Annotated in this window: 22 protein-coding genes; 18 read left to right on the top strand and 4 right to left on the bottom strand. The window is 70.0% G+C overall.

Going from position 1 to position 24,904, the window contains the following annotated elements:
* The first annotated feature begins 2 nt into the window (after positions 1–2).
* Together fmt and A605_RS07855 are read left to right on the top strand one after the other, a co-directional pair.
* A complete protein-coding gene (gene fmt, locus A605_RS07860) occupies positions 3–950 on the top strand; it encodes a methionyl-tRNA formyltransferase (RefSeq protein ID WP_015400972.1) in 948 nt (315 codons plus the stop codon).
* Positions 947–2,494: an RsmB/NOP family class I SAM-dependent RNA methyltransferase gene (locus tag A605_RS07855; protein ID WP_015400971.1), complete on the top strand. Its 1,548-nt coding sequence runs from the start codon at positions 947–949 to the stop codon at positions 2,492–2,494. Before fmt ends, A605_RS07855 begins: the two co-directional genes overlap by 4 nt.
* A 90-nt stretch (positions 2,495–2,584) precedes the next feature.
* Here the strand turns inward: A605_RS07855 and A605_RS07850 are convergent, their stop codons facing one another.
* Positions 2,585–3,763, bottom strand: a complete 1,179-nt coding sequence (locus A605_RS07850) for a PucR family transcriptional regulator (RefSeq protein ID WP_015400970.1) — start codon at positions 3,761–3,763, stop codon at positions 2,585–2,587.
* Positions 3,764–3,887: 124 nt separating this feature from the next.
* Between A605_RS07850 and A605_RS07845 the strand changes: the two genes are divergently transcribed.
* Complete coding sequence (locus A605_RS07845; protein ID WP_034990170.1) at positions 3,888–5,108, top strand: FAD-dependent monooxygenase; 1,221 nt, start codon at positions 3,888–3,890, stop codon at positions 5,106–5,108.
* Between the two features lie 77 nt (positions 5,109–5,185).
* On the opposite strand, the gene A605_RS07840 is transcribed toward A605_RS07845, so the two are convergent.
* Entirely contained in the window at positions 5,186–5,965 is a 780-nt protein-coding gene (locus A605_RS07840; RefSeq protein WP_015400968.1) for an enoyl-CoA hydratase, read from the bottom strand.
* A gap of 143 nt (positions 5,966–6,108) precedes the next feature.
* Positions 6,109–6,957, bottom strand: a complete 849-nt coding sequence (locus A605_RS07835; protein ID WP_015400967.1) for a hypothetical protein — start codon at positions 6,955–6,957, stop codon at positions 6,109–6,111.
* Positions 6,958–7,113: 156 nt separating this feature from the next.
* On the opposite strand from A605_RS07835, the gene rpe reads away from it, so the two are divergent.
* From rpe to secG, 15 genes are all read left to right on the top strand, one after another.
* Positions 7,114–7,770 carry a ribulose-phosphate 3-epimerase gene (rpe, locus tag A605_RS07830; RefSeq protein ID WP_015400966.1) on the top strand — a complete coding sequence of 219 codons (657 nt, stop codon included), beginning with the start codon at positions 7,114–7,116 and terminating at the stop codon, positions 7,768–7,770.
* A gap of 11 nt (positions 7,771–7,781) precedes the next feature.
* Complete coding sequence (ribD, locus tag A605_RS07825; protein WP_015400965.1) at positions 7,782–8,792, top strand: bifunctional diaminohydroxyphosphoribosylaminopyrimidine deaminase/5-amino-6-(5-phosphoribosylamino)uracil reductase RibD; 1,011 nt, start codon at positions 7,782–7,784, stop codon at positions 8,790–8,792.
* Position 8,793: 1 nt separating this feature from the next.
* Positions 8,794–9,426: a riboflavin synthase gene (locus A605_RS07820; protein WP_015400964.1), complete on the top strand. Its 633-nt coding sequence runs from the start codon at positions 8,794–8,796 to the stop codon at positions 9,424–9,426.
* A gap of 37 nt (positions 9,427–9,463) precedes the next feature.
* Positions 9,464–10,720 carry a bifunctional 3,4-dihydroxy-2-butanone-4-phosphate synthase/GTP cyclohydrolase II gene (locus A605_RS07815; RefSeq protein ID WP_015400963.1) on the top strand — a complete coding sequence of 419 codons (1,257 nt, stop codon included), beginning with the start codon at positions 9,464–9,466 and terminating at the stop codon, positions 10,718–10,720.
* A gap of 4 nt (positions 10,721–10,724) precedes the next feature.
* A complete protein-coding gene (gene ribH, locus A605_RS07810) occupies positions 10,725–11,201 on the top strand; it encodes a 6,7-dimethyl-8-ribityllumazine synthase (RefSeq protein ID WP_015400962.1) in 477 nt (158 codons plus the stop codon).
* 19 nt (positions 11,202–11,220) lie between these two features.
* The gene (locus A605_RS07805) at positions 11,221–11,862 is read left to right on the top strand and encodes a PH domain-containing protein (protein ID WP_015400961.1); all 642 of its coding nucleotides are present in this window, start codon (positions 11,221–11,223) and stop codon (positions 11,860–11,862) included.
* Positions 11,863–11,880: 18 nt separating this feature from the next.
* Positions 11,881–13,968 (top strand): excinuclease ABC subunit UvrC, encoded by a 2,088-nt coding sequence (uvrC, locus tag A605_RS07800; RefSeq protein ID WP_015400960.1) that lies wholly within the window; start codon positions 11,881–11,883, stop codon positions 13,966–13,968.
* Between the two features lie 39 nt (positions 13,969–14,007).
* On the top strand, positions 14,008–14,976 hold the full coding sequence (gene rapZ / locus A605_RS07795; protein ID WP_015400959.1) for an RNase adapter RapZ: 969 nt from the start codon (positions 14,008–14,010) through the stop codon (positions 14,974–14,976).
* 123 nt (positions 14,977–15,099) lie between these two features.
* Positions 15,100–16,086: a gluconeogenesis factor YvcK family protein gene (locus A605_RS07790; RefSeq protein ID WP_015400958.1), complete on the top strand. Its 987-nt coding sequence runs from the start codon at positions 15,100–15,102 to the stop codon at positions 16,084–16,086.
* Positions 16,087–16,170: 84 nt separating this feature from the next.
* Positions 16,171–17,145, top strand: a complete 975-nt coding sequence (gene whiA / locus A605_RS07785; protein ID WP_149029401.1) for a DNA-binding protein WhiA — start codon at positions 16,171–16,173, stop codon at positions 17,143–17,145.
* A gap of 385 nt (positions 17,146–17,530) precedes the next feature.
* Positions 17,531–18,535 carry a type I glyceraldehyde-3-phosphate dehydrogenase gene (gene gap, locus A605_RS07780; RefSeq protein ID WP_015400956.1) on the top strand — a complete coding sequence of 335 codons (1,005 nt, stop codon included), beginning with the start codon at positions 17,531–17,533 and terminating at the stop codon, positions 18,533–18,535.
* A gap of 152 nt (positions 18,536–18,687) precedes the next feature.
* A complete protein-coding gene (pgk, locus tag A605_RS07775; RefSeq protein ID WP_015400955.1) occupies positions 18,688–19,902 on the top strand; it encodes a phosphoglycerate kinase in 1,215 nt (404 codons plus the stop codon).
* Positions 19,903–19,957: 55 nt separating this feature from the next.
* The gene (gene tpiA / locus A605_RS07770; RefSeq protein WP_015400954.1) at positions 19,958–20,740 is read left to right on the top strand and encodes a triose-phosphate isomerase; all 783 of its coding nucleotides are present in this window, start codon (positions 19,958–19,960) and stop codon (positions 20,738–20,740) included.
* A 43-nt stretch (positions 20,741–20,783) separates the two neighbouring features.
* Positions 20,784–23,549, top strand: coding sequence for a phosphoenolpyruvate carboxylase (ppc, locus tag A605_RS07765; RefSeq protein ID WP_015400953.1), 2,766 nt, complete (start codon positions 20,784–20,786; stop codon positions 23,547–23,549).
* Positions 23,550–23,626: 77 nt separating this feature from the next.
* Entirely contained in the window at positions 23,627–23,863 is a 237-nt protein-coding gene (gene secG / locus A605_RS07760) for a preprotein translocase subunit SecG (RefSeq protein ID WP_015400952.1), read from the top strand.
* Between the two features lie 253 nt (positions 23,864–24,116).
* Here the strand turns inward: secG and pgl are convergent, their stop codons facing one another.
* A complete protein-coding gene (pgl, locus tag A605_RS07755; RefSeq protein ID WP_015400951.1) occupies positions 24,117–24,875 on the bottom strand; it encodes a 6-phosphogluconolactonase in 759 nt (252 codons plus the stop codon).
* Positions 24,876–24,904 lie beyond the last annotated feature (29 nt).

Below are 24,904 nucleotides of genomic sequence, written 5' to 3'. Positions count from 1 at the left end.
GAATGCGTCTGGTTTTCGCCGGAACCCCGGAACCCGCCGTCGTCGCCCTGCAACGACTCATCGACTCCGACCATGAGATCGTCGCCGTGATCACCCGCCCCGACGCGCGCCGGGGCCGCGGCCGCACCCTGCACCCCTCGCCCGTCTCGGCACTGGCGCAGGAGCACGGCATCGAGGTGCTCACCCCGGCGACCCTGAAGCCCGGCACCGAGGAAGGTGACGCCCTGCGCGCCCGTCTCACCGAGCTGGCCCCGGAGGCCGTCCCGGTCGTCGCCTACGGCAACCTCATCACCAAGGATCTGCTCGACCTGCCCACCCACGGCTGGGTCAACCTGCACTTCTCCCTGCTGCCCGCCTGGCGCGGCGCCGCCCCCGTGCAGGCGTCCATCCGCGCCGGCGACGACATCACCGGCGCCACCACCTTCCGCATCGACGAAGGCCTGGACACCGGCGACATCCTTGGCACGGTCACCGAGACGATCCGCCCCACCGACACCGCCGACGACCTGCTGACCCGCCTGGCCCACTCGGGCGCCGACCTGCTCGCCGCCACCATGGACGGCCTCGCCGCCGGCGCGATCATCCCGCAGCCGCAGACCGGCGAGGTCACCTACGCACCCAAGATCACCACCGACGACGCCCGCATCGACTGGGACACCCCGGACTTCGCCGTCGACCGCCACATCCGGGCGCACACCCCGGGCCCCGGCGCCTGGACCGTGCTGGGCGACGACCGCCTCAAGGTTGGCCCCGTTACCCGCCACGACGGTGAGGCGACACTCGCGCCGGGCCAGCTGGGCGTCGGCAAGAACGACGTCCTCGTCGGCACCGCCACCGGTGCCGTCCGCCTGGGGAAGATCCAGCCCCCCGGCAAGAAGATGATGGACGCGGCCGACTGGGCGCGCGGCAACAACAACCTCCACGACACCGACGGGGTGAACTTCCAGTGAACGGCGGATTCCGATCCCGCGCCAAGAGCGGGGACGACAGCAACAGGAACAACGACGCCCGGCGCGCCGGGAACTCCGGACGGTCCGGCCGTGGCGCCTCCGCCGGTGACCGCCTGCCGAAGCGGCGGAACGGGAAGGCGGGGCAGCAGGGCCGGCCGCGCGGCACGGACACCCGCCAGCGGAGCCCCGAGCGACGGGACACCGGCGTCGACGCCGCCCGGGTGCTCGCCCTCGAGGTGCTCACCCGGGTGCGCGAGGACCAGGCCTACGCGAACCTGATCCTGCCGAAGGCCCTGCGCGAGCGGAAGATCACCGGCCGCGACGCCGCCTTCACCACCGAGATCACCTACGGCACGCTGCGCGCCCGGGGCGTGCTCGACGCGGTCATCGCCGAGTGCTCCTCCCGGGAGCTCGACAAGATCGCCCCGGAGGTGCTCGACGCCCTGCGGCTGGGCGCCTACCAGCTGCTCTACACCCGCGTCGAGCCGCACGCGGCCGTCGACACCACCGTCCGGCTCGTGGAGTCGACCGGCAACGTCAAGGCCAAGGGCTTCGCCAACGCGATCATGCGCACCATCTCGCGCACGCGCCCGGAGAAGTGGATCGAGCAGCTCACCCCCACCGGGGAGATCGCGGCCGCGGCCTTCCGCCACGCGCATCCGGAGTGGATCGCGCAGTCCTTCTCCCGCGTCGTCGGCCTCGGCGACCTCGACGCCGCCCTCGACGCCGACTCCGGCCGCCCCACCGTGCACCTGGTGGCCCGCCCCGGGGAGATCAGCGCCGAGGAGCTGGCGCTGATCACCGGGGGAGAGGAGGGCAGGTACTCGCCGTACGCGGTCTACCTCGAGGCCGGTGATCCGGGTGAGCTCGAGCCGGTGCGCCAGGGGCTGGCCGCGGTCCAGGACGAGGGCTCGCAGCTGATCGCCCGCGCCGCCGTCGAGGCGTCCGTCGAGGGCGAGGACCACGGCCGCTGGCTGGACCTGTGCGCCGGGCCCGGCGGCAAGACCGCGCTGATGGGCGCGCTCGCGCGTTTCGACGCCGCGCACGTCGACGCCGTCGAGGTCTCCGCCCACCGCGCGAAGCTGGTGGAGAAGACCGCCCGCGGCCTGCCGGTGACCGTCCACGTCGCCGACGGTCGCGACCCCGGCCTGGAGCCCGGCTACGACCGGGTGCTGGTCGACGCCCCCTGCTCCGGGCTCGGCGCCCTGCGCCGGCGTCCCGAGGCGCGCTGGCGCAAGGCCGAGGCCGATATCGCCGAGCTCAACCCGCTGCAGTTCGAGCTGCTGACCTCCGCGCTGCGGCTGGCCCGCCCCGGCGGGGTCGTCGTCTACTCGACCTGCTCACCGGACCTGCGGGAGACCCGCGCGATCATCGACCGCGCGCTCGCCGAGTCCGGCGCCGAGGAACTCGACGCCCACGGCCTGGTGCCCGGCATGGAGGACGTGGGCGACCACCTGTCGGTGCAGATGTGGCCGCACCGCCACGGAACCGACGCGATGTTCCTGGCCGTGCTGCGCAAAGGCACGCAGGGCCAGGAGAACTAGCCCGGCTACCGCTTGCCGAGCCTCACCCGCGTCACCGCCCCGCCCGGCTCAGCCGGCTCGCCCGGCTCGGCCGTCAGCGCGCTGACTGGTTCACGGCTCCGGGAGGAGTCCCGCGAGGCGGGCCATCCGTAGCCCGGTGTGCAGGTCCCGGCGGAGGGCGCCGTCGCCGAGATCGCCGGTGACGGCAGAACGCAGCTTGTCCAACCGGTAGTACAACGTCGACCGGTGGATACTGAGCGCACGTGCCGTCTGCTGGGCGTCTCCTCCAGCGCTCAGGTACATCTCCAGCGTGGCCAGGAGACCCGGGGAGTCCACCGCCGTCAGCAGCTCCCTGGTGGACGGGGGAAGATCCGCCAGGGTGAAGTTCTCCAGTGGCATCCGGGCCAGCGTTGCGTCCAGTCCCGCGCCGTCCCAGGTGGTCACGATCTCGTGGTCGTCCGGGGCGAGCCAGCTGGCGCGCCACGCCAGGTGTGCCCGCTCGAACGAGTGGTGCACATCGTCCAGGGTGAGCAGTGGGCCGACCCCGGCGCGGACCGGGGCCACCTGCGGATGCTCCAGAATGCGGATGAGTCGGGGAACGACCACCGGCCTGGGAAAGATCAGCACCCCCACCTGGCTGTCCAGGATGCCGCCGACGACGGTCGCCGTTGACGTCTCCCGGACGAACCGGAGGGTGCGCGACACCGCCTGCGCTGTCTTCTCATGGTCGAGTGGCATTGCGCCACGCGGATCCACGCCCAGTGCCACGGCGCAGTAACTGTCGGCGGTGCTCAAGAATCGTTCGGCGATGAGTGCTTCGGCTGCTGCCCCGCGCTCCCGGGGGCTCCCGGTGACCAGGTCAACGGTGAGCTGGTGGGAACGCGCTGACCGGCCCGCATCGTCATGCTGCCGGGCCTGGAGCAACTCGGCCAGGTACGGCGCGGCCTCCTCAATGGCCGGACCCGGTTCACAGTCCACCTCGGACTCGGCCAAGGACACGACCAGGTGTCCGACGATCTGCCGTTGGGCGTCGACCAACCGCAGGAACATCAGGGCTCCCACCTCGGGAACCACCTCGATCTGATGCGGGTTCTTCGTCGTGCGGGGCCGGGCCCAGGCGTCACTGTGGGTGAGCATGTGGAACAGCCGCCTGCGATCTTCCGGGGCCTCATGGATCGAGTACGCCACCACCCGCATGGACTGGTCGATCACGACCAGTCGGCGGCCCACTGCCTCCGAAAGATCCTGGACGGCGTCGTCGAGTTCAGGGAGTCGATCCACGAGGGACATTCTATCCGAGTCCGACAGAGTGTCGGACCAATGGTGAGTTACTTGCCACATATTGCCGATGTTTCGGGTGACCGATCACTCCTATGCTCATGTTCAGACTTCGTCACCTACAGGAGGAAAACCCGTGACATCATCAACCACCCGTCGTGGAACCCGGATTGCGATCGTGGGAGCCGGCATCGGCGGGCTCACCCTGGCGACCGAGTTGCGCCGTCGCGGGCTGGATCCGCAGGTGTACGAACAGGCCGCTGAGCTGCGGGAGGTCGGCGCGGCCGTCGCGCTCTCCGCCAACGCCACCCGGTTCCTGCGGGACCGGCTCGGCATCGGTGAACAACTGGCCGAAAAAGCCGCCGACATCGACGGCCTGATCTTCCGGGACGGTAGGGACGGACACGTCATCGGCCGGGTGTCGTCGCGCCAGGAGTACCACGACCGGACTGGCGCACCGTACTACGGTGTCCACCGGGCGGACCTGCAGCTGATGTTGAAAGAGGCGTTGGGCGAGGACGCCCTGCACCTGAACAAGAAGTGTGTGCGGGTCGATGACCGCGAGCAGGCGGCCGTCCTGCACTTCGCGGACGGGGATACGGTCGAGGCTGACCTGGTCATCGGAGCCGACGGCGTGCGTTCACGGTTGCGCAGAGAGCTCCTCGGCTATGACGATGCGCAGTTCTCCGGCTGCCACGGCTGGCGGGGCGTGGTTCCGCCGGAGCAGATCCCCTCACTGCCTGACCCGGAGAGCATCCAGTTCTGGATGGGACCCGATGGCCATCTCCTGCACTATCCCATCGGCAACGGCGACCAGAACTTCCTGCTGGTGCGCCGGCACGACGGCCCGTGGGCCGAGAAATCGTGGGTCGTGCCCGCCGAGGAGGACGAACATCTCACGGCATTCGAGGGCTGGGACCCGGCCGTCACGGAGATGATCGGCAGCGCTCCGGCGACACAACGCTGGGCGCTGTTCCACCGCCCTCCACTGCAGCAGTGGAGCCGCGGGCGCATCACGTTGATCGGCGACGCCGCCCACGCGATGGTCCCGCATCACGGTCAGGGCGCGAATCAGTCCATCGAAGACGCCATCGTGCTCGCCGACTGCCTGCTGGAGGGACTCGGGCAGGGAACCGGATGGGACACCGCCCGCCAGCGGTATGAGGACCTCCGGGCTGCTCGCGTACGTCGTGTGCAGATCACCTCCCTGGCCACCGCCGATGTCCTGCACCTGCCCGATGGCCCCCGGGCCGAGGCCCGCAACGCACGGCTGGGCGCAGCGGACTTCTGGGAGCGCTCCCTCGCGTGGATCCATGAACACGTGGCCGACCGGGTGCTGACACCGGTGGTGTCGTAGTCGGCCACCTCGGAAGCAAGGCCGTTGACGTCCCCTGATTAACCGCCACACGAAGCTGCGGGCCATGCGAAAGAGGGTCAGCGACCGGTGAAGCGAGGAGAACGCTTCTCCGCCCGGGCGATCCGCGACTCCTCGACGTCCGCGGAGTGCCACGCGGCCGCAGCGACCCCCTCCCGGGTGGACTTGTCGTAGGGCCGGTGCGAGGTGCGGGAGAACTCGTACTTGAGGTGACGCAGGGTCAGCGGAGCCTTCGCCGCCACCAGCTCCGCCAGGGACAGCGCCTCATCAAAGCCATCCTCCGCCACCGCGAAACCGGAGGCCAGCGCCTGCTGATGCGACAGGGACGCACCGGTGAAGAGCATCGTGCGGGCCAGGGACCCGCCCACGAGGTTCTCCAGGTTCGCGATCGTCACCTCGTCCAGGGCGATGGCCATGTCACCGATGGGCACCCGGAAATAGGCGGTGTCGGACACGACCCGCATGTCGCAGGCCATGGCCAGCTGCGTGCCGGCACCGATCGCCGGGCCATTGACCCAGGCGATGACCGGGATCGGCAGGGTCTGGATCGTGCCCAGCATGTGCAGGAGAGTCTCGTAGAAGCCCTCCGCGTACACCCCGCCGGACAGATCGGCACCCGAGGAGAAGACCGTGCCCCCACCCTGGAGGAGAACTACCCGGGCGCCGTCGGCCACCGCCTGCAGCATGGCCTGATCGATCGCCTCGCACATGGGGATGTTGAGGCAGTTGCGGTTCACATGACGGTTGAGAGTCAGCAAACGGAGGTGCCCGTCCGCCTGGTCCTCGGCGAGCACGAGGGGTTGATCCGCTGGATCGGCATGGTTGAGGTGGTGGGTCACTGTGGCTGCTTTCTCCTGAATACAGGTGCCGGACTTCGGAGGCTGATTCGTCAGCCACATATCTTGCCCCACCTCGGCCCCGCCCACAGCACCCGTCGAGGCGTCGGTAAGTTCGGCCAGGGGGACCTGATCCCGGAGTCCGGTCACGGGGCGAGAGTCAGCTCGTCCACGATGGTCGCCGGCTGCACCCCTTCGGTGAACATACGACGGGACGCGGGGTGGGGCCCACGGTCCACGGACCGGGTGCAGCCGTCCAGCCGCTCCCGGGGGTAGACGTGGAGCTGTTGTTCCTCACCCGGCCCGGACAGGAGAATCCCCATCTCCTCCGGAGCCAGTTCCGCGTTGTAATCAGGGCACACGATTTCCCAGGTGTCCCAGTCACCCTCGTAGAAGTGGGAGAGAGGGGTGGCCACCGATTGCCGGCCCCCGATATTGCGCAGCACCGGATCGACCTGCGACTCCCGCCACTGGGACACGCCCACCCAGATCCCCACCGTCAGTGCGATGAGCACCAGCAGGGGCCAGAACCGGCGCAACCACGCCCCGAATACCCGGAAGCGCCGCCCGGGGCCCGGGCGGGTCACCGGCGAACGACACACCAGTCCCCACACCAGCGAGACGACGCCCGAGAAGACGGCCGCGTACCCCAGAATCATCACCAGCAGGCCGGGGTGGAAGATGATCGGCTTGCCCCGGTCCAACCAGAACCACCACTGCGCCAGCCCGTACAGGACGGCACCCGCAATGATCAGCAGAGCCTGGACCCACCACCTGCCCGCGTCAAACAGCGCCGAGAAAATCAGGGACGCGACCCCGATGAAAACCCCACCCATCATGAACAGGACCAGAAAACGATCCACCCAGTCGGGCAGACTCTCTTCCATCTGGGGGAAGAGGTCGTTCGCCGAAAAATAGCCGAAGAGGAACCAGCCCGCCAGACCCGCCAGGATCAACAGGAGGTCCGGAAGCAGGTGGAACCGGTCGGGTCTCATACCGCTGAGATTAGCGAGGCGGCAGCGTTTATGTGCGGTGTTGAGCTTTAACGATCCTCGCGCTTCCGGAGGGCGCCATCACTCCCGCGAATCCGCTCTCCGGGGCCGCCGACTTGATGGTCAAGACCAGAACGGGCGCCACGTACACTTGACCCCATGGCTACCCCGATCATCGCCCCCTCCATCCTGTCGGCCGACTTCTCGAAGTTGGGCGACGAGGTTCGGGCCGTCTCCAACGCAGACTGGATTCACGTCGACATCATGGACGGCCACTTCGTGCCGAACCTGTCCTTCGGGCCCGGCATCACCGCCACCGTCGACAAGATCACCGACCAGCCCCTGGACGTCCACCTCATGATCGAGAACCCGGAGAAGTGGGTCGACCAGTACATCGACGCCGGGGCCGACTGCATCATCTTCCACGTCGAGGCCACCGACGACCATGTCGGTCTCGCCGACCATATCCGATCGAAGGGCGTGCGCGCCGGGTTCTCCCTGCGGCCGGGCACCCCGATCGAGCCCTACCTGGGCGATCTGGCACACTTCGACGAGGTCCTGATCATGAGCGTCGAGCCCGGCTTCGGCGGCCAGTCCTTCATGCCCGAGCAGCTGGAGAAGGTGCGCACGTTGCGGGGGCTCATCGATGACAACGGGCTGGACACCGTCATCGAGATCGACGGCGGCATCTCCGAGCAGACCATCGCCCTGGCCGCCGAGGCGGGCTGTGACGCCTATGTCGCCGGTTCCGCCGTCTACGGTCAGGACGATCCGGCCGCTGCGGTCGACGCCCTGCGCCGCCTGGCCACCCGCTAGCGGGATCCCCGATGATCACCGACCCCGCACTCCGTCAGGCGCTGGAGGCCGCTCTGGAATCCGGCGACCTGGTCCGCGGCACCACCAGCCCCAACCCGCCGGTCGGGGCCGCGATCCTCTCCGCCGAGGGGGAACTCGTCGGCGTCGGCGGCACCCAACCGCCCGGTGGCCCGCACGCCGAGGTGATAGCCCTGCGCGCCGCCGGCGGGCGGGCCCGGGGCGGGACGGCCGTCGTCACGTTGGAGCCCTGCAACCACACGGGCCGCACCGGCCCCTGTTCGCAGGCGCTGATCGACGCCGGCATCGCCCGCGTCTTCTTCGTCCACCCGGATCCGAACGACGCCGCCGCCGGGGGAGCGGACCATCTGCGCGCCCACGGCGTCGAGGCAACGCGTATCGACGCCCACGTACCCGCCCTGCGCCCCTGGCTGGCCGCGGTGCGGCTGGGGCGCCCGCACGTGACGCTGAAGTTCGCGCAGACCCTCGACGGCTTCACCGCCGCCCTCGACGGCACGAGTCGGTGGATCACCGGGGAGGTGGCCCGACGTCGGGTGCACGAGGATCGGCGCCGTCGTGACGCCATCGTCGTCGGCACCGGCACCGCGCTGGCGGACAACCCCTCACTCACGGCGCGCACGGCCGACGGTTCGCTGTACCCGGAGCAGCCGCGGCGCGTCGTCATCGGCTCCCGGGAGATCCCGGCCGACGCCGCACCCAACCTGCACCGCCTCGGCTTCGAGCGGCACCCGGAAATTTCCGCGGCGCTCGCGGCGTTGTGGGAGGCAGGAGCCCGCGACGTCCTTGTCGAGGGCGGGGCCCGGCTGGCCTCCGGATTCCTGGCCGCCGGGTACGTCGACGCCGTCCAGGCGTATGTCGCACCCACGCTGCTGGGCGCGGGCCACGGCGTTCTCGCCGGGGCCGTGGGCGAGACCCTGGCCGACGCCGCCCGTTTCACCCTGGAATCCGTCACCCGGCTCGGGGATGACGTGCTGTACGAGATGACCCGCAAGGAGGTCCACTGAAATGTTCACCGGACTCGTGGAGGAGATCGGCACCGTCGCCGCCCTCGAACCGCAGGGTGACGCCCTGCGCCTGACCATCGCCGCGCGCACCGTGCTGGAGAACGCTGCGCTCGGCGACTCCATCTCGGTCAATGGCGTGTGCCTGACCGTTGCGACGCGCGACGAGGGCTCCTTCACCGCGGACGTGATGCAGGAGTCGCTCGACCGCACCGGACTCGGGCAGCTGGCGGTCGGTTCCCGGGTGAACCTGGAGCGCGCCCTGGCCGCGGGTGACCGTCTGGGCGGCCACATCATGCAGGGCCACGTCGACGGTGTTGGGCAGCTGCTCTCCCGGACCTCCTCGGAGCACTGGGACGTGCTGCGGTTTACCCTCCCGCGGTCCCTCGCGCACTACGTCGTCGAGAAGGGATCCATTGCCGTCAACGGCACATCCTTGACTGTCTCGGCCGTCGGCGACGATTTCTTCGAGGTCTCCCTCATCCCGACCACCCTGGCCGAGACCACCCACGGCGACCTGGCGGAGGGTGACACCGTCAACCTCGAGGTCGACGTCCTCGCCAAGTACGTGGAGCGGATGCTCACCCACGGCGCGGCCGCGGGACCGGTGCCCGGGACCGAGGGTGCCGGGGACTAAAGTGATGCCCGTGAGTGAGGATTCTGAGGTTTCAGCGGTGCCCGCGCCCGCCATCCAGCTGGACTCCGTCGAGGAGGCCGTCGCCGACATCGCCGCCGGCAGGGCGGTGGTCGTCGTCGACGACGAGAACCGCGAGAACGAGGGCGACCTGATCTTCGCCGCCGAGCTCGTCACACCCGAGCTGGTGGCCTTCATGGTCCGCTACAGCTCGGGCTACATCTGCGCCTCCCTGACGACGGAGGACTGCGACCGGCTCGACCTGCCGCCCATGGTGGCGCGCAACGAGGACACCCGGCAGACCGCCTACACCGTCACCGTCGACGCCGCGACCGGCACCACCGGGATCTCCGCGGCCTCCCGCGCCGAGACCATCCGCCGCCTGGCGGACCCGGAGACCACCCGCCGCGACTTCACCCGCCCCGGCCACGTCGTGCCGCTGCGTGCGGTGCCCGGCGGCGTGCTCGCCCGCGACGGCCACACCGAGGCCGCCGTCGACCTCGCCCGGATCGCGGGCCTGCGTCCCGCGGGCGTGCTCTGCGAGATCGTCTCGGAGGACGATCCGACCGACATGGCGCGCGGCCCCGAGCTGCGCCGCTTCGCCGACGAACACGGGCTGAAGATGATCTCCATCGAGCAGCTCATCGACTGGCGCCGCCGCCACGAGACCCAGATCGAGCGCATCGTCGAGACCCGGCTGCCCACCGAGCACGGTCCCTTCCGCGTCTACGGCTACCGCCACCTCATCGAGGGCACCGAACTCGTCGCGCTCGTCGCCGGCGAACTCGACGGGGCCGAGGACGTGCTGGTGCGCGTGCACTCCGAGTGCCTGACCGGCGACGTCTTCGGTTCCCGCCGGTGCGACTGCGGCCCGCAGCTGCACGAGTCCCTGCGCATGGTCCAGGAGGCGGGCCGTGGCGTGATCGTCTACCTGCACGGCCACGAGGGTCGGGGCATCGGCCTGCTGGCCAAGCTGAAGGCCTACGAGCTCCAGGACAACGGGCTCGACACCGTCGACGCCAACCTCGAGCAGGGCCTGCCGGCCGACGCCCGCGAGTACTCGACCGCCGGCCAGATCCTCCGCGACCTGGGGGTCAGGTCCGCTTCCCTGATGAGCAACAACCCCACCAAGTGCCTGGCGCTCGACGGTTACGGGGTCGACATCGTCGGCCGCCGATCGGTGCCCGTGGCACCCAACATCGACAACATCCGCTACCTGCGCACCAAGCGCGACCGCATGGGCCACGACCTGCCCGCCGTCGCCGAGTGGGACGCCGCCCACCAGGAAGGACTGTAGAGCCGTGAGCAAGGAAGGCCTGCCCGAGATCCAGCACGTCGACGCCGCCGGGCTGCGTGTCGCCGTCGTCTCCGCCACCTGGAACGCCGAGATCTGCGACCGGCTGCACGCCCGCGCGGTGGCCACCGGCCGCGGGTGCGGCGCCGAGGTCGCCGAGTTCCGCGTCGTCGGCGCGCTCGAACTGCCGGTCGTCGTCCAGGAGGCCGCCCGGCGTTTCGACGCCGTCGTCGCCCTGGGCTGCGTCATCCGCGGCGGCACCCCGCACTTCGACTACGTCTGTGACTCCGTCACCACCGGTCTGACCCGCATCGCCCTCGACGAATCCACGCCCATCGGCAACGGCGTGCTCACCACCGACACCCAGGAGCAGGCCGTGGAGCGCGCCGGCTTCCCGGACTCCGTCGAGGACAAGGGCGCGGAGTCGATGATCGCCGCCCTCGACACCGCCGTCACGCTGAAGACCCTGCGTGCGCACCGGTGACTAGACTGGAACGTCGACGATGAGTGATGACACCGGCATCCAGAAACTGAACCACCGAGAGAGCACGAGGGTAGAAGACGTGGACGCACACGACCCCGCCAACCAGCAGCCCACCGGAACCGGCGCGGCCGCCGGCGCCGGCGGCCAGAGCGGGGGGCTGAGCGAGCGCCAGGCCTACGCCTACAACGCCCTGGACCCCACCGCGATGACCTCGACGAAGCCGTGGGAGCTCGAGATCCGCTCGAAGCGCCTGAAGGTGCTCGCCTGGGTGGTGGTGGCGGTGGTCATGGCCGTGCACATCTTCATGGGCGCGGTCGTCGACATCGCCTACACCGGCGCGTCCATCACACCGATCGACAAATGGGCCTTCGTCGGCGTCGGCATCATCATCTCCGTGCTCGGCTACCTGGCCTTCACCCGCCCACGGGTGCGCGCCAACGCCGACGGCGTCGAGGTGCGCAACATCATCGGCACCCGCTTCTATCCGTGGGCCGTCATCTACGGCCTGTCGTTCCCGCAGGGTTCACGCATGGCCCGGCTGGAACTGCCCGAGTTCGAGTACGTCCCGCTGTGGGCGGTGCAGGCCGCCGACGGCGCGGGCGTCGTCCGGGCCGTCGCCGACTTCCGCGAGCTCGAGGCCAAGTACATGCCCCAGGACTAGGGGAGAATCCACCACTGCATGGCTGATCCGACCACCTACCGCCCGGCACCCGGGGCCATTCCGACGGACCCGGGCGTCTACAAGTTCCGCGACGAGCACCGGCGGGTCATCTACGTCGGCAAGGCGAAGAACCTGCGCTCGCGCCTGAACAGCTACTTCCAGGACGTCACCGCGCTGCACCCGCGCACGCGCCAGATGGTGTTCACCGCCGCGTCGGTGGAGTGGACCGTCGTGGCCAGCGAGGTCGAGGCGCTCCAGCTGGAGTACACCTGGATCAAGCGCTTCGACCCCCGGTTCAACGTCAAGTACCGCGACGACAAGACCTACCCCATGCTCGCGGTGTCCACCGGTGAGACGATTCCGCGCGCCTTCTTCTACCGTGGCCCGCGGCGCAAGGGCGTGCGCTACTTCGGCCCGTACTCGCACGCCTGGGCCGTGCGTGAGACCCTTGACCTGCTCATCCGCGTGTTCCCCATGCGCACCTGCTCGAAGGGCGTGTACCACCGGCACGAGCGGCTCGGCCGACCCTGCCTGCTCGGCTACATCGACAAGTGCGCCGCCCCCTGCGTCGGCCGTGTCAGCGCCGATGAGCACCGGGAGATCGTCGACGGATTCACCTCCTTCCTGGCCGGCAACACCAACAAGGTGGTCCGGGAACTGACCGGCGAGATGGAGCAGGCCGCCGAGAACCTCGAGTTCGAGCGCGCCGCCCGCCTGCGCGATGACCTCGGCGCGATCAACAAGGTCATGGAGCAGCAGGCGGTGGTCCTCGGCGACGGCACCGACGCCGACGTCATCGCCTTCGCCACCGACGAACTCGAGGCCGCCGTCCAGATCTTCCACGTCCGCGGCGGCCGCATCCGCGGCCAGCGCGGCTGGGTCGTCGAGAAGGCCGGCGACCAGGCGGCCTCCGGGCCGGTGGCCGACGGGCAGCCGGATCCGGCGCTGCCCGCGCTGATGCAGAACTTCCTCGTCCAGTTCTACGGCGACGCCGTCGAGCGCGCGCAGCTGGAGGACGCGGAGGACGCCGAGCTGAACGCGCGCGTCGAGCACATCGAACGCAGGGGCGTCGACCAGTTGTCCCACACCGAGCCGAGGGCGGTGCAGGCGGTGCCGCGGGAGATCCTCGTGCAGGTGCTGCCCGAGGAGGCCGGGCAGGTGCGCGAGGTGCTCGGCGAGCTGCGCGGCGCGCAGGTGGACCTGCGGGTCCCGCAGCGCGGTGACAAGCGCGCCCTGGCCGAGACCGTCGAGCGCAACGCGAAGGACGCCCTGCGCCAGCACAAGCTCAAGCGGGTCGGGGATCTCACCGCCCGCTCGGCGGCGCTGCAGGACATTCAGGAGGCTCTCGGCCTCGACGAGGCACCGCTGCGCATCGAGTGCACCGACATCTCGCACATCCAGGGCACCGACGTGGTCGCCTCCCTGGTGGTCTTCGAGGACGGCCTGCCCCGCAAGTCCGACTACCGCCGCTACCGCATCAGGGAGGCGGCCGGCGAGGGCCGCAGCGACGACGTCGGCTCCATCGCGGAGGTCACCCGCCGCCGCTTCCTGCGCCACAACCAGGACAAGCGCGCCGTCCCCGAGGCCGAGGAATTCGACGGCTCGACCTTCGCCGACGAGCAGGTCGAGGAGATGAGCACCGATAACCGGCGCTTCGCCTACCCGCCGAACCTGTACATCGTCGACGGTGGCGCCCCGCAGGTCGCCGCCGCGCAGAAGGTCTTCGACGAGCTCGGCGTCGTCGACGTCCACCTCGTCGGCCTGGCCAAGCGGCTCGAGGAGCTGTGGCTGCCCGGTGAGGAGGACCCGGTGATCCTGCCGCGCAACTCCCAGGGGCTGTACCTGCTCCAGCAGATCCGCGACGAGGCGCACCGCTTCGCCATCACCTACCACCGCCAGCAGCGCTCCAAGCGGATGCGGGTGTCCGAACTCGACGGCATCCCCGGCCTGGGTGCCACGCGCCGCACCGAGCTGGTCAAGCACTTCGGATCGGTGAAGAAGCTGAAGGAGGCCACGGTGGAGGAGATCACCGCGGTCAAGGGCTTCGGTCCCAAGCTGGCCCAGTCCGTGTTCGACGGGCTGCACCCGGAGAAGACGGGGGAGTAGCGCACCCCGCCGCGGACTTCCCACGTTAGGATGTGTTCCATGACTGAGTCCCGCCCTGACGCCGGCACCCCGGAGACATACCCGGACAACGCGGTCGAGTCCGCTGAGGGACTGCCCCGACCCGTCCCCGAGGTGACCCAGCGCTTCCCGACGCCGCCGGTGCTCATCACCGGCATGTCCGGCGGCGGACTCAGCTCCGCGGCGAAGGTGCTCGAGGACAAGGGCTTCTACGTCGCCCACAACCTGCCCCCGCAGCTCATGCTCGAACTGCTCGAGCTGTGCGCCCGGGAGGACTCACCCGTCGAGAAGGTCGCGGTGGTCACCGACGTCCGCGCCCGCATGTTCCGCGGCAGCATGCAGCAGACCCTGCACGAGCTGCGGGCCCGCGGCCTGACGCCGACCATCCTGTTCATGGACGCCCGCGACGACGTGCTCATCCGGCGCTTCGACAGTGTGCGGCGCACCCACCCGCTGCAGGGGGACGACACCCTCCAGATGGGCCTGCAGCGCGAGCGCGAGATCGTCTCCGTGATCAAGGAGATCGCCGACATCGTCATCGACACCTCCAACCTCTCGGTCCACGACCTGCGCCGGGCCATCGAGGCCAGCCTCGGCACGATGGCCCTGAACCGGCAGCACGTGACCGTCCAGTCCTTCGGCTTCAAGCACGGCGCCCCGCGCGACGCGGACCTCATGCTCGACGTCCGCTTCCTGCCGAACCCCTACTGGGTGCCCGAGCTGCGCCAGTACCGCGGCGTCGACGGGCCGGTCTCGGACTACGTGCTCGCCGGCCCGGGGGCCGATGAATTCATCGGCAACTTCGTGGAGATGTTCCACTCGATGCTCGACGGCTACCAGCACGAGGGCAAGAACTTCATCACCGTCGCCGTCGGCTGCACCGGCGGGCACCACCGCTCGGTGGCCATCGCCGAGGAGATCGGGCGCCGCCTCAGCACGGACGACGACTTCGACGTCAACGTCATCCACCGCGACATCAACCGGCACTGACCGACAGCGCCAGGCACAGACAGACACCGAGCGGCCATGACCACCTCGCCCGAGAACGACACCGATCCCGTCTTCCATCCCGCCCCTCCCGCGCCCCCGGGTGGCCGTGACCCGAAAGGACTCATGAACGACCCCACCCCGGGCCACCGCCCCTCCCGCATCACCTGCCTGGGAGGCGGGCACGGGCTCTACCAGACCCTGCTCGCCGCCCGGCACTGCGCGCCCGAGCGGATCACCGCGGTGGTCACCGTCGCCGACGACGGTGGCTCATCGGGACGCATCCGCCGCGAACTCGGCATCATCCCGCCGGGCGATCTGCGTATGGCGCTGGCCGCCCTGTCCCATGACGACGAGACCGGCCGCATGTGGGCGCAGACCCTCCAGCACCGCTTCGGCGGCAATGGCGCACTGGCGGGCCACGCCGTGGGCAACCTGCTCCTCGCCGGCCTGACCGACGTGCTCGGCAGCGAACAGCGGGCACTGGACACCGTGGCGCAGCTGACCGGTTCCCACGGCCGGGTGCTCCCGGTGTGCAACGAGCCGCTCGACATCGAGGCGGAGGTCGCCGGCCTGGACGACGACCCACGGATCATGCGCCCCGTGCGCGGTCAGGTCGCCGTCGCCACCACGCCGGGCGCGGTCCGCCGCGTGCGGCTCATCCCCGAGCACCCGCCAGCCGGCCCGGAAGCCCTCGAGGCGATCGGGGAGGCCGACCTGGTCACGCTCGGCCCCGGTTCCTGGTTCTCCAGTGTCATCCCGCACCTGCTGGTGCCCTCGATCGTCGACGCCGTCAACGGCAGCGACGCCCAGAAGGTCGTCGTGCTCAACCTATCCTCGGAACCGGGGGAGACCGCAGGCTTCACCTCCGAACGGCACGTGCACATGCTCACCCAGCACGCACCCTCCCTGAAGATCGACCGGGTGCTCGTGGACAACCACGAGCTGCCCACCGCCCGGGAGCGTCGCTACCTGGAGCGCGCCGCCCAGCCCCTCGGTGCGGAGATCGTCTTCGCGGATCTGCGGGAAGATGACGGCGACGGCGGCCGGAGCAACCGGCACGATCCGTCCAAACTCGCGGCCGCGCTCCTGGCGATGTACCGCGGCGACTAGACTGGGCCGTTGTGCCGCAGGCGGGCGGCGACTCCCGTGCCGGCCCGCAGGATCCGCGAAAGAAAGGCAACCAGACCAGTGGCGTTGACCGCGAAAGTCAAGGACGAACTCGCACAGGTGACCGTGATCCGCCAGTCGGCGAGAGCCGCCGAGGCGGCCGCGGTGCTGCGGTTCGCCGGGCAGATGCAGGTCGTCGCCGGACGCCTCGTCATCGAGGCCGAACTGGACACCGCGGAGGTGGCCCGCCGGCTGTCGGCCACCCTCTCCGAGCTCTACGGCGTGGCCGTCCACCACCACACCATCGGCCCCGGCGGGCTCCACAAGAACTCCCGTCACCTGCTGCGGGTCACGGAGGGGGCGGACGACCTGGCCCGCCGTCTCGGACTGGTCACCCGCTCCGGCCACGTCGTCGTCGGCCTGCCGCCGCAGGTCATCTCCGGCACCGTGGCGGACAATGAGGCCGCCTGGCGGGGCGCGTTCCTCGCCCACGGCTCCCTGACGGAACCGGGCCGCTCCTCGGCGCTCGAGGTCACCTGCCCCTGTCAGGAGGCGGCGCTCGCGCTCGTCGGCTGCGCGCGGCGGCTGGGCATCACCGCCAAGACCAAGGAGACCAGGGGAGTCGACCGGGTCGTCGTCCGCGACGGCGACGCCATCGGCGCGCTGCTGACCCGCATGGGCGCCCAGCGGGTCCGGCTGGAGTGGGAGGACAAGCGGATGCGCCGCGAGGTCCGCGCCACCGCCAACCGCCTGGCCAACTTCGACGACGCCAATCTGCGCCGCTCCGCCCGCGCCGCCGTGGCCGCGGCCGCCCGCGTGGAGCGTGCCATGGCGATCCTCGGTGACGACGTTCCCGAGCACCTCGCCGAGGCGGGGCAGTTGCGTGTCCAGCACCGCCAGGCCTCCCTCGAGGAACTCGGCCGGCTCGCCGATCCCCAGATGACCAAGGACGCCGTGGCCGGCCGCATCCGCCGGCTGCTGTCCATGGCCGACAAGCGCGCGGAGGAACTGGGCATCCCCGACACCCACGCCGCCGTCAGCGACGAACTGCTGGACGACTGACCGCTCCGGGAACAGGGTCCACCACCCCCGCCAGGTGGTGACGATGATCACGCGGCGGGGTGGTTGCGGTGACGTCAGCGAACTGGAACCCCGCCCTTCACCCGCCCCCGGGGGTGAGGTTCGGGGGTGTTCAAGGGGTCCATGGGGGCGGGATCCCACGCGTTCCGGAACTCCGGACCCTCGGCGTGCGGAGATTCACCCCCGAAAGCCCCGAACGGGGAGGGAACGGGCACGAACGGTGTTTTTTAATGTCCGAATAGCCCCTGCGGGAGCATGTCGGTGTCGCTAAGCTGGGGAGCCGATGGACCGTGGCACCGTGGCACAGCCGCATTTCCGCCCGGCGGTCACATCCGGACACCCTGAATCAATAATGAGGAGATCAACCGTGACCACTCGCGTTGGCATCAACGGTTTCGGCCGTATCGGCCGCAACCTCTTCCGTGCCGTCCTGAGCCGCACCGACGACCTCGAGGTCGTCGCCGTCAACGACCTGACGGACACCAAGACGCTGTCGACCCTGCTGAAGTTCGACTCGATCCTGGGCAAGCTGGGCGAGGAGGTCGAGTTCGACGACAACTCCATCACCGTCGGCGGCAAGAAGATCGCCGTCTCCGCCGAGCGCGATCCGAAGAACCTGGACTGGTCCGCGCACGACGTCGACATCGTCATCGAGTCCACCGGTTTCTTCACCGACGCCGAGGCCGCCAAGGCCCACATCGAGGCCGGCGCCAAGAAGGTCATCATCTCCGCCCCCGCCAAGAACGAGGACGCCACCTTCGTCTACGGCGTCAACAGCGACGAGTACGACCCGGAGAACCACACCGTCATTTCCGCGGCCTCCTGCACCACCAACTGCCTGGCCCCGGTGGCCCAGGTGCTGGACGAGAAGTTCGGCATCGAGCGTGGCCTGATGACCACCGTCCACGCCTACACCGGTGACCAGCGCCTGCACGACGCCCCGCACAAGGATCTGCGCCGTGCCCGCGCAGCGGCCGTCAACGTCGTCCCGACCTCCACCGGCGCCGCCAAGGCCGTTTCCCTGGTGCTGCCGCAGCTGAAGGGCAAGCTGGACGGCTACGCCCTGCGCGTACCGGTGATCACCGGTTCCGCCACCGACCTGACCGTCACCGTCTCCCAGGACGTCACCGTCGAGGAGGTCAACGCCGCCATGAAGGAGGCCGCCGAGGGCCCCCTGAAGGACGTGCTGGCCTACTCCGAGGAGCCGCTGGTCTCCTCCGACATCATCACCGATTCTCACGGCTCCATCTTCGACGCCGGCCTGACCAAGGTGATCGACAACCAGGTCAAGGTCGTGTCCTGGTACGACAACGAGTGGGGCTACACCTGCCAGCTCGTGCGCCTGACCCAGCTGGTCGCCTCCAAGCTCTAGGCGGCTCACCCGCACTCCCCTCGGGCGGCCCCGCGGCTGACCGGCGGGGGAGCGCAGCCCTGCGGCCCGGGGTGTGCCTCGGCACACGCCGGGCCGTTCGTCTCGCCCGGGACACCACCATTTTCCCCGACTCTTCCAGCCAAGGAGATTCCATGACCGTCAAGACCCTTGCAGATCTGCTCGACGAGGGCGTCGAGGGCCGTCACGTCCTCGTCCGCTCGGACTTCAACGTCCCGCTCAACGACGCCGGTGAGATCACCGACCCCGGTCGCATCACGGCCTCCCTGCCGACGCTCCAGGCCCTCGTCGACGCCGACGCCAAGGTCATCGTCATGGCCCACCTCGGCCGCCCCAAGGGCGAGGTCAACTCCAGGTACTCCCTGGCCCCGGTCGCCGAGGCCCTGTCCGACGCGCTCGGCCAGTACGTCGCCCTGGCCGGCGACGTCGTCGGCGAGGACGCCCACGAGCGCGCCAACGGCCTGACCGAGGGCGATGTCCTCCTGATCGAGAACGTGCGTTTCGACGCCCGCGAGACCTCCAAGGACGAGGCCGAGCGCGGCGAGTTCGCCGACCAGCTCGCGGCCCTGGCCGCCGACAACGGCGCCTTCGTCTCCGACGGCTTCGGCGTGGTCCACCGCGCCCAAGCCTCCGTCTACGACATCGCCAAGCGACTGCCGGCCTACGCGGGCAAGCTCGTGGAAAAGGAGATCACGGTCCTGGACAGGACCGCCACCGACCCGGAGCTGCCGTACGTCGTCGTCCTCGGCGGCTCCAAGGTCTCCGACAAGCTGGGCGTCATCGAGGCCCTGGCGGGCAAGGCCGACAAGCTGATCATCGGCGGCGGCATGTGCTACACCTTCCTCGCCGCCCAGGGCTACAACACCCAGAAGTCCCTGCTGCAGGAGGAGATGATCGACACCTGCCGGGACCTGCTGTCCCGCTTCGGCGACCGCATCGTCCTGCCGGTCGACCTCGTGGCCGCCGCCGAGTTCTCCGCCGACGCCGAGAACAGGGTCGTCGCCCTCGACGGCATCCCGGAGGGCTGGCTGTCCCCGGACATCGGGCCCGAGTCCGTCAAGCAGTTCGCCGAGGTGCTGTCGGACGCCAGGACCGTCTTCTGGAACGGCCCCATGGGTGTGTTCGAGATGGAGCCGTTCTCCAAGGGCACCGAGGGCGTGGCGAAGGCCATCATCGACGCCACCGCCAACGGGGCGTTCTCCGTGGTCGGCGGCGGCGACTCCGCGGCCTCCGTCCGTGTCCTGGGCCTGGACGAGGACGGTTTCTCCCACATCTCCACCGGCGGCGGCGCCTCCCTCGAGTTCCTCGAGGGCAAGGAGCTGCCGGGCGTGACCGTCCTGGGCGCCTGAGACCGCGTCCCCGCCTGAGCCCCGCTTCACCCGTAACTGAAAGGAGTGCCTTTCCATGGCACGCAAGCCGCTCATCGCCGGCAACTGGAAGATGAACCTGAACCACCGTCAGGCCATCAACACCGTCCAGAAGCTGGCCTTCGCCCTGCCGAAGGAGTACTACGAGAAGGTCGACGTGGCGGTCACCGTCCCGTTCACCGACATCCGCTCCGTCCAGACCCTCATCGACGGCGACAAGCTGCAGATCACCCACGGCGCCCAGGACGTGTCCCCGCACGCCTCCGGCGCCTACACCGGTGACATCTCCGCCGGCATGCTCTCCGCCCTCGGCTGCACCTGGGTCGTCGTCGGCCACTCCGAGCGCCGTGAGTACCACCACGAGACCGACGAGCTGGTGGCCGCCAAGGCCGCCGCCGCCCTCGGAGAGGGCATGAGCCCGATCGTGTGTGTCGGTGAGCCCCTGGCGGTGCGCGAAGCCGGCGACCACGTCGATCACGTCGTCGAGCAGACCCGCGCCTCGCTCGCCGGCCTGTCCGCCGCGCAGCTGGCGGACACCGTCATCGCCTACGAGCCCGTCTGGGCCATCGGCACCGGCAAGGTGGCCTCCGCCGCCGATGCCCAGGAGGTGTGCGCCGCCATCCGCGGGCTCGTCCGCGAACTGGCCGGCGACGAGGTCGCCGACGGCATCCGCATCCTCTACGGCGGCTCCGTCAAGACCGACTCCGTCGCCGAGATCGTCGGCCAGCCGGACGTCGACGGCGGGCTCGTCGGCGGCGCCTCGCTCGACGGTGAGGACTTCGCCAAGCTGGTCGCCAACGCCGCATCCACGGTGGCGTAGCGCCCTCGCTGCGCCCCGCACCCCCACCGGGAGGAGAGCACGCATGACACCTGCCGACCACCTGCAGGAAGACATCCGCTACCTGGGCCGGGTCCTCGGCCGGGTGATCGCGGAACAGGAGGGCGAGGAGGTCTTCGACCTCGTCGAGCACGCCCGCCAACTGGCCTTCGGAATCGCCAAGGGCGACACCGGTCTCGAGGCGCTGGTGGAGCTGTTCCGCAACATCGAACCCGCGCGTGCCACCCCGGTGATCCGGGCCTTCAGCCACTTCGCGCTGATGGCCAACCTCGCCGAGGATCTCCACGACGACTTCACCCGCGAGCGTCTCCTCGACGCCGGCGGCCCCGCCCCCGACTCCACCCTGGAGACCACGTGGGCGAAGCTCGCCGGGGCGGGTGTCGACGCCGCGACGGTGGCCGAGGCCCTCGACGGCGCGCTCGTCGCCCCGGTGCTGACGGCGCATCCCACCGAGACCCGGCGGCGCACCGTCTTCGACGCGCAGCGGCACATCACCGAGCAGATGACCGTCCGGCACCGGCTGCTGGAGGCCCCGCACACCGCGCGCACCGACTCCCAGCTCGAGGAGGTTGACCGGCAGATCCGCCGGCGCCTGACGATTCTGTGGCAGACCGCCCTGATCCGCATGGCCCGCCCCCGGATCGAGGATGAGATCGAGGTCGGCCTGCGCTACTACAAACTCTCCCTGCTCGAGGAGATCCCGGCGCTCAACCGCGCCGTCGACGACCGGTTGCGCGCGGACTTCGGGCAGGGGGTGCCCACCCGCGCGCTCGTGCGCCCGGGCTCCTGGATCGGCGGCGACCACGACGGCAATCCCTTCGTCACCGCCGCCACCCTCGACTACGCCACCCGCCGGGCCGCCCAGACCGTCCTGAAGCACTACGAAACCCAGCTGCTGGCCCTCGAACACGAGCTGAGCCTGTCCGACCGGATGACCTCGGTGACCGTCGACCTGGTGGCGCTGGCCAAACGCGGCCTCAACGACGTGCCCAGCCGCGTCGACGAGCCCTACCGCCGCGCCATCCGCGGCATCCGGGGACGCCTGTTGGCCACCACCGCCACCCTCATCGGCGAGGATGCCGTGGAGGGATCCTGGCACCGGGTGCATGAACCCTACTCCGGGCCCGGGGAGTTCGACGCGGATCTCGCCGTCATCGACGAATCGCTGCGCCGTTCCCACGACGAGATCATCGCCGACGACCGGCTCGCCACCATCCGCGCGGCCGTGGCCGGCTTCGGTTTCCACCTCTACTCGCTGGACCTGCGGCAGAACTCCGAGAGCTTCGAGGCGATCCTGGCAGAGGTCTTCGCCGCCGCCGGCGTCCACGACGACTACGCCTCGCTGGGGGAGGAGGAGAGGATCGACCTGCTGACCCGGGAGCTGCGCACCCCGCGGCCGCTGGTGCCGCGCGGCCGACGCGGCTTCAGCGAACCGACCCAGCGCGAGCTCGACCTGTTCGAGCAGGCCGCGACCAGCGTGGAACGTTTCGGCATGGAGATGATCCCGCACCTGATCATCTCGATGGCCACCTCGGTCAGCGACATCCTCGAGCCCATGGTGCTGCTCAAGGAGGTCGGCCTCCTCCACGCGGACGGGGAGCGGCCGACCGGCAGCGTGGACGTGATCCCGCTGTTCGAGACCATCGACGACCTGGCGGCCGGCGCGGGCATCCTGCGCGAACTGTGGGCGCTGCCGCTCTACCGGGCCTACCTCGCCCAGCGCGGGGACGTCCAGGAGGTCATGCTCGGGTACTCCGACTCCAACAAGGACGGCGGGTACCTCGCCGCCAACTGGGCCCTCTACGACGCCGAGACGCAGATCGTGGCCGCCGGACGCGACCACGGCGTGCGGCTGCGGCTGTTCCACGGCCGGGGCGGCACCGTCGGACGCGGCGGTGGTCCCTCCTACGAGGCGATCCTCGCACAGCCGAAGGGCGCCGTCGACGGCTCCGTGCGCATCACCGAACAGGGCGAGATCATCTCCGCCAAGTACGGTTCCGGGCACACCGCCCGCCGCAACCTGGAGGCACTGGTCTCGGCGACACTGGAGGCCAGCCTGCTGGACGTCGACGAGCTCGTCGACCGGGAGCGCGCCACCGGGATCATGACCGAGATCGCGCGGCTGAGCCGGGCGAGGTACTCGAGGCTGGTGCACGAGGATCCGGGCTTCATCCCGTACTTCACGCAATCGACGCCGCTGGACGAGATCGGCGCGCTCAACATCGGCTCGCGGCCGACGTCCCGGAAGCAGACGAACTCCGTGGCCGACCTGCGTGCCATCCCCTGGGTGCTGGCGTGGTCGCAGTCGCGCGTCATGCTGCCCGGCTGGTTCGGGGTGGGCACCGCCCTGGCGGAATGGATCGGTGAGGGCGACGACGCCGAGGACCGGTGCGCCGAGCTGCGCCACCTCTACGAGACCTGGCCGTTCTTCACCTCTGTGATGTCGAACATGGCGCAGGTGATGAGCAAGGCCGGCATGGAGCTGGCGGGTCTCTACGCCGGCCTGGTCGACGACCGCGAGGTCGCCGGGAGGATCCGGGGCATCATCAGCGAGGAGTTCCGGCTCACCCGGGAGATGTTCACGAAGGTCACCGGCAGCGAGGATCTGCTCGCCGACAACCCGATGCTGGCCCGGTCGGTGCGGCGCCGGTTCCCGTACCTGCTGCCGCTGAACATCATCCAGGTGGAGCTGCTGCGCCGGCACCGCGCGGGCGACGAGCGCGACGCCGTCTCCCGCGGTATCCGGCTGACCATGAACGGGCTGGCCACCGCCCTGCGCAACTCCGGCTGACTGAACAGGTGTGCGCCCCGGGCGTGGTGTACACTGGACCGGAGTTTTCAACCGACGTCGTCGAAGGACTTTCCCCCATGACCCTCGCCCTCCAGATCATCCTCGTGCTCTCCTCGATCCTGCTGACTGTGTTCGTGCTGCTGCACAAGGGCAAGGGTGGCGGCCTGTCCAGCCTCTTCGGCGGCGGGGTGCAGTCCAACCTCTCCGGCTCCACGGTCGTCGAGAAGAACCTGGACCGCTACACCGTTCTCATGGTGGTCATCTGGGTGGCCTGCATCATCGCGCTGAACCTGCTGCAGGCCTTCAGCGGATAGCAGCGGACGTCGGCCGGAACAACGACCGGGGACCGTGCCCCTCCTGAACGGGGAGGGCACGGTCCCCGGTCATTTCATGTGTGTGCCGGCCGCGGGCCGGGGGAGAGTGCGCAGCGGCGCACTACCTGGGCGTCGGCGGACCTCCCGGGTCGGCCATTCACGCATCCGGGCGGCAACTCCGCTGAAAAGCAACGCCGGAGGCCGCGCTTCCCGCAGGAAGTCGCGGCCTCCGGTCACCCCGTGGGGACATCAGTCAGATCTCGCCCGCGGCGTCCTCACTGACGAACAGGACGGTCTCCCCGCTGCCGCGGGCACCGGCGGCGGGCCAGTCCGCCGGATCCGCGCCGTGGGCGACATGCCCGGCGGCCTCGGCCTTCCCCTCGCCGGTGACCAGCAGCCACACGTGCCGGGCGCGGGCGACGGCCGGCAGGGTCAGCGTGACCCGTTCCGGCGGGGGCTTGGGGGAGTCGTAGACCGGTACCACCAGTCGCCCGGTCTCCGCAGTGGCCTCGTGGTGCGGGAACAGTGTGTTGATGTGTCCCTCGGGCCCCATGCCGAGCAGGTGGATGTCGAAACCCTCCGGCGCGAACTCGGCGAGGGTGGCCTCGTAGGCCTTCGCCGAGGCGTCCATCGCGGTCTCGTCCAGGCCGTAGCCGTGGATGTTGGTCTCGGGGACACCGGCCGGTTCGAGCAGTGCCTCCCTGGCCTGCCCCTCGTTGGACTCCGGGTGGCTGACGGGCACATTGCGCTCGTCGCCGAAGAAGACGTGGACGCGTGACCAGTCGATCCGCTGGGCGGGGAAGGTCTCGGACTGGGCGTCGGCGGCGGCGTGAAACTCCGCGAGGCGGCGGAGCACCCCGATGCCGGCGCCCCCGCCGGTGAGCACCACGCGGGCGACACCGTCGCCGTGGGGGCCTCCGGCGCTCTGCACGCCGTGCACGACGTCGACGAAGCGGGCGGCGGCCTGGTTGATCAGTTCGGTCTGGTCGGTGACGCGGTGGACGGTGGCCATGGTTGTTCGACTCCTTCTGTTTATTCGGG

This window comes from Corynebacterium halotolerans YIM 70093 = DSM 44683, from assembly GCF_000341345.1.
GTDB classification, from domain to species: domain Bacteria; phylum Actinomycetota; class Actinomycetes; order Mycobacteriales; family Mycobacteriaceae; genus Corynebacterium; species Corynebacterium halotolerans.
The sequence above is the reverse complement of the archived record's forward strand: the minus strand, read 5'-3'. Positions and strand labels throughout refer to the sequence as shown.

Bases quoted from the DNA above. Each gene is read 5' to 3' on its own strand.
- uvrC (WP_015400960.1), top strand. From the start codon at position 11,881: ATGGCTGATCCGACCACCTACCGCCCGGCACCCGGGGCCATTCCGACG.
- A605_RS07805 (WP_015400961.1), top strand. From the start codon at position 11,221: ATGAGTGATGACACCGGCATCCAGAAACTGAACCACCGAGAGAGCACG.
- rapZ (WP_015400959.1), top strand. From the start codon at position 14,008: ATGACTGAGTCCCGCCCTGACGCCGGCACCCCGGAGACATACCCGGAC.
- pgk (WP_015400955.1), top strand. From the start codon at position 18,688: ATGACCGTCAAGACCCTTGCAGATCTGCTCGACGAGGGCGTCGAGGGC.
- rpe (WP_015400966.1), top strand. From the start codon at position 7,114: ATGGCTACCCCGATCATCGCCCCCTCCATCCTGTCGGCCGACTTCTCG.
- tpiA (WP_015400954.1), top strand. From the start codon at position 19,958: ATGGCACGCAAGCCGCTCATCGCCGGCAACTGGAAGATGAACCTGAAC.
- ppc (WP_015400953.1), top strand. From the start codon at position 20,784: ATGACACCTGCCGACCACCTGCAGGAAGACATCCGCTACCTGGGCCGG.
- A605_RS07850 (WP_015400970.1), bottom strand. From the start codon at position 3,763: ATGTCCCTCGTGGATCGACTCCCTGAACTCGACGACGCCGTCCAGGAT.
- A605_RS07790 (WP_015400958.1), top strand. From the start codon at position 15,100: ATGAACGACCCCACCCCGGGCCACCGCCCCTCCCGCATCACCTGCCTG.
- fmt (WP_015400972.1), top strand. From the start codon at position 3: ATGCGTCTGGTTTTCGCCGGAACCCCGGAACCCGCCGTCGTCGCCCTG.
- A605_RS07835 (WP_015400967.1), bottom strand. From the start codon at position 6,957: ATGAGACCCGACCGGTTCCACCTGCTTCCGGACCTCCTGTTGATCCTG.
- A605_RS07820 (WP_015400964.1), top strand. From the start codon at position 8,794: ATGTTCACCGGACTCGTGGAGGAGATCGGCACCGTCGCCGCCCTCGAA.
- pgl (WP_015400951.1), bottom strand. From the start codon at position 24,875: ATGGCCACCGTCCACCGCGTCACCGACCAGACCGAACTGATCAACCAG.
- ribD (WP_015400965.1), top strand. From the start codon at position 7,782: ATGATCACCGACCCCGCACTCCGTCAGGCGCTGGAGGCCGCTCTGGAA.
- secG (WP_015400952.1), top strand. From the start codon at position 23,627: ATGACCCTCGCCCTCCAGATCATCCTCGTGCTCTCCTCGATCCTGCTG.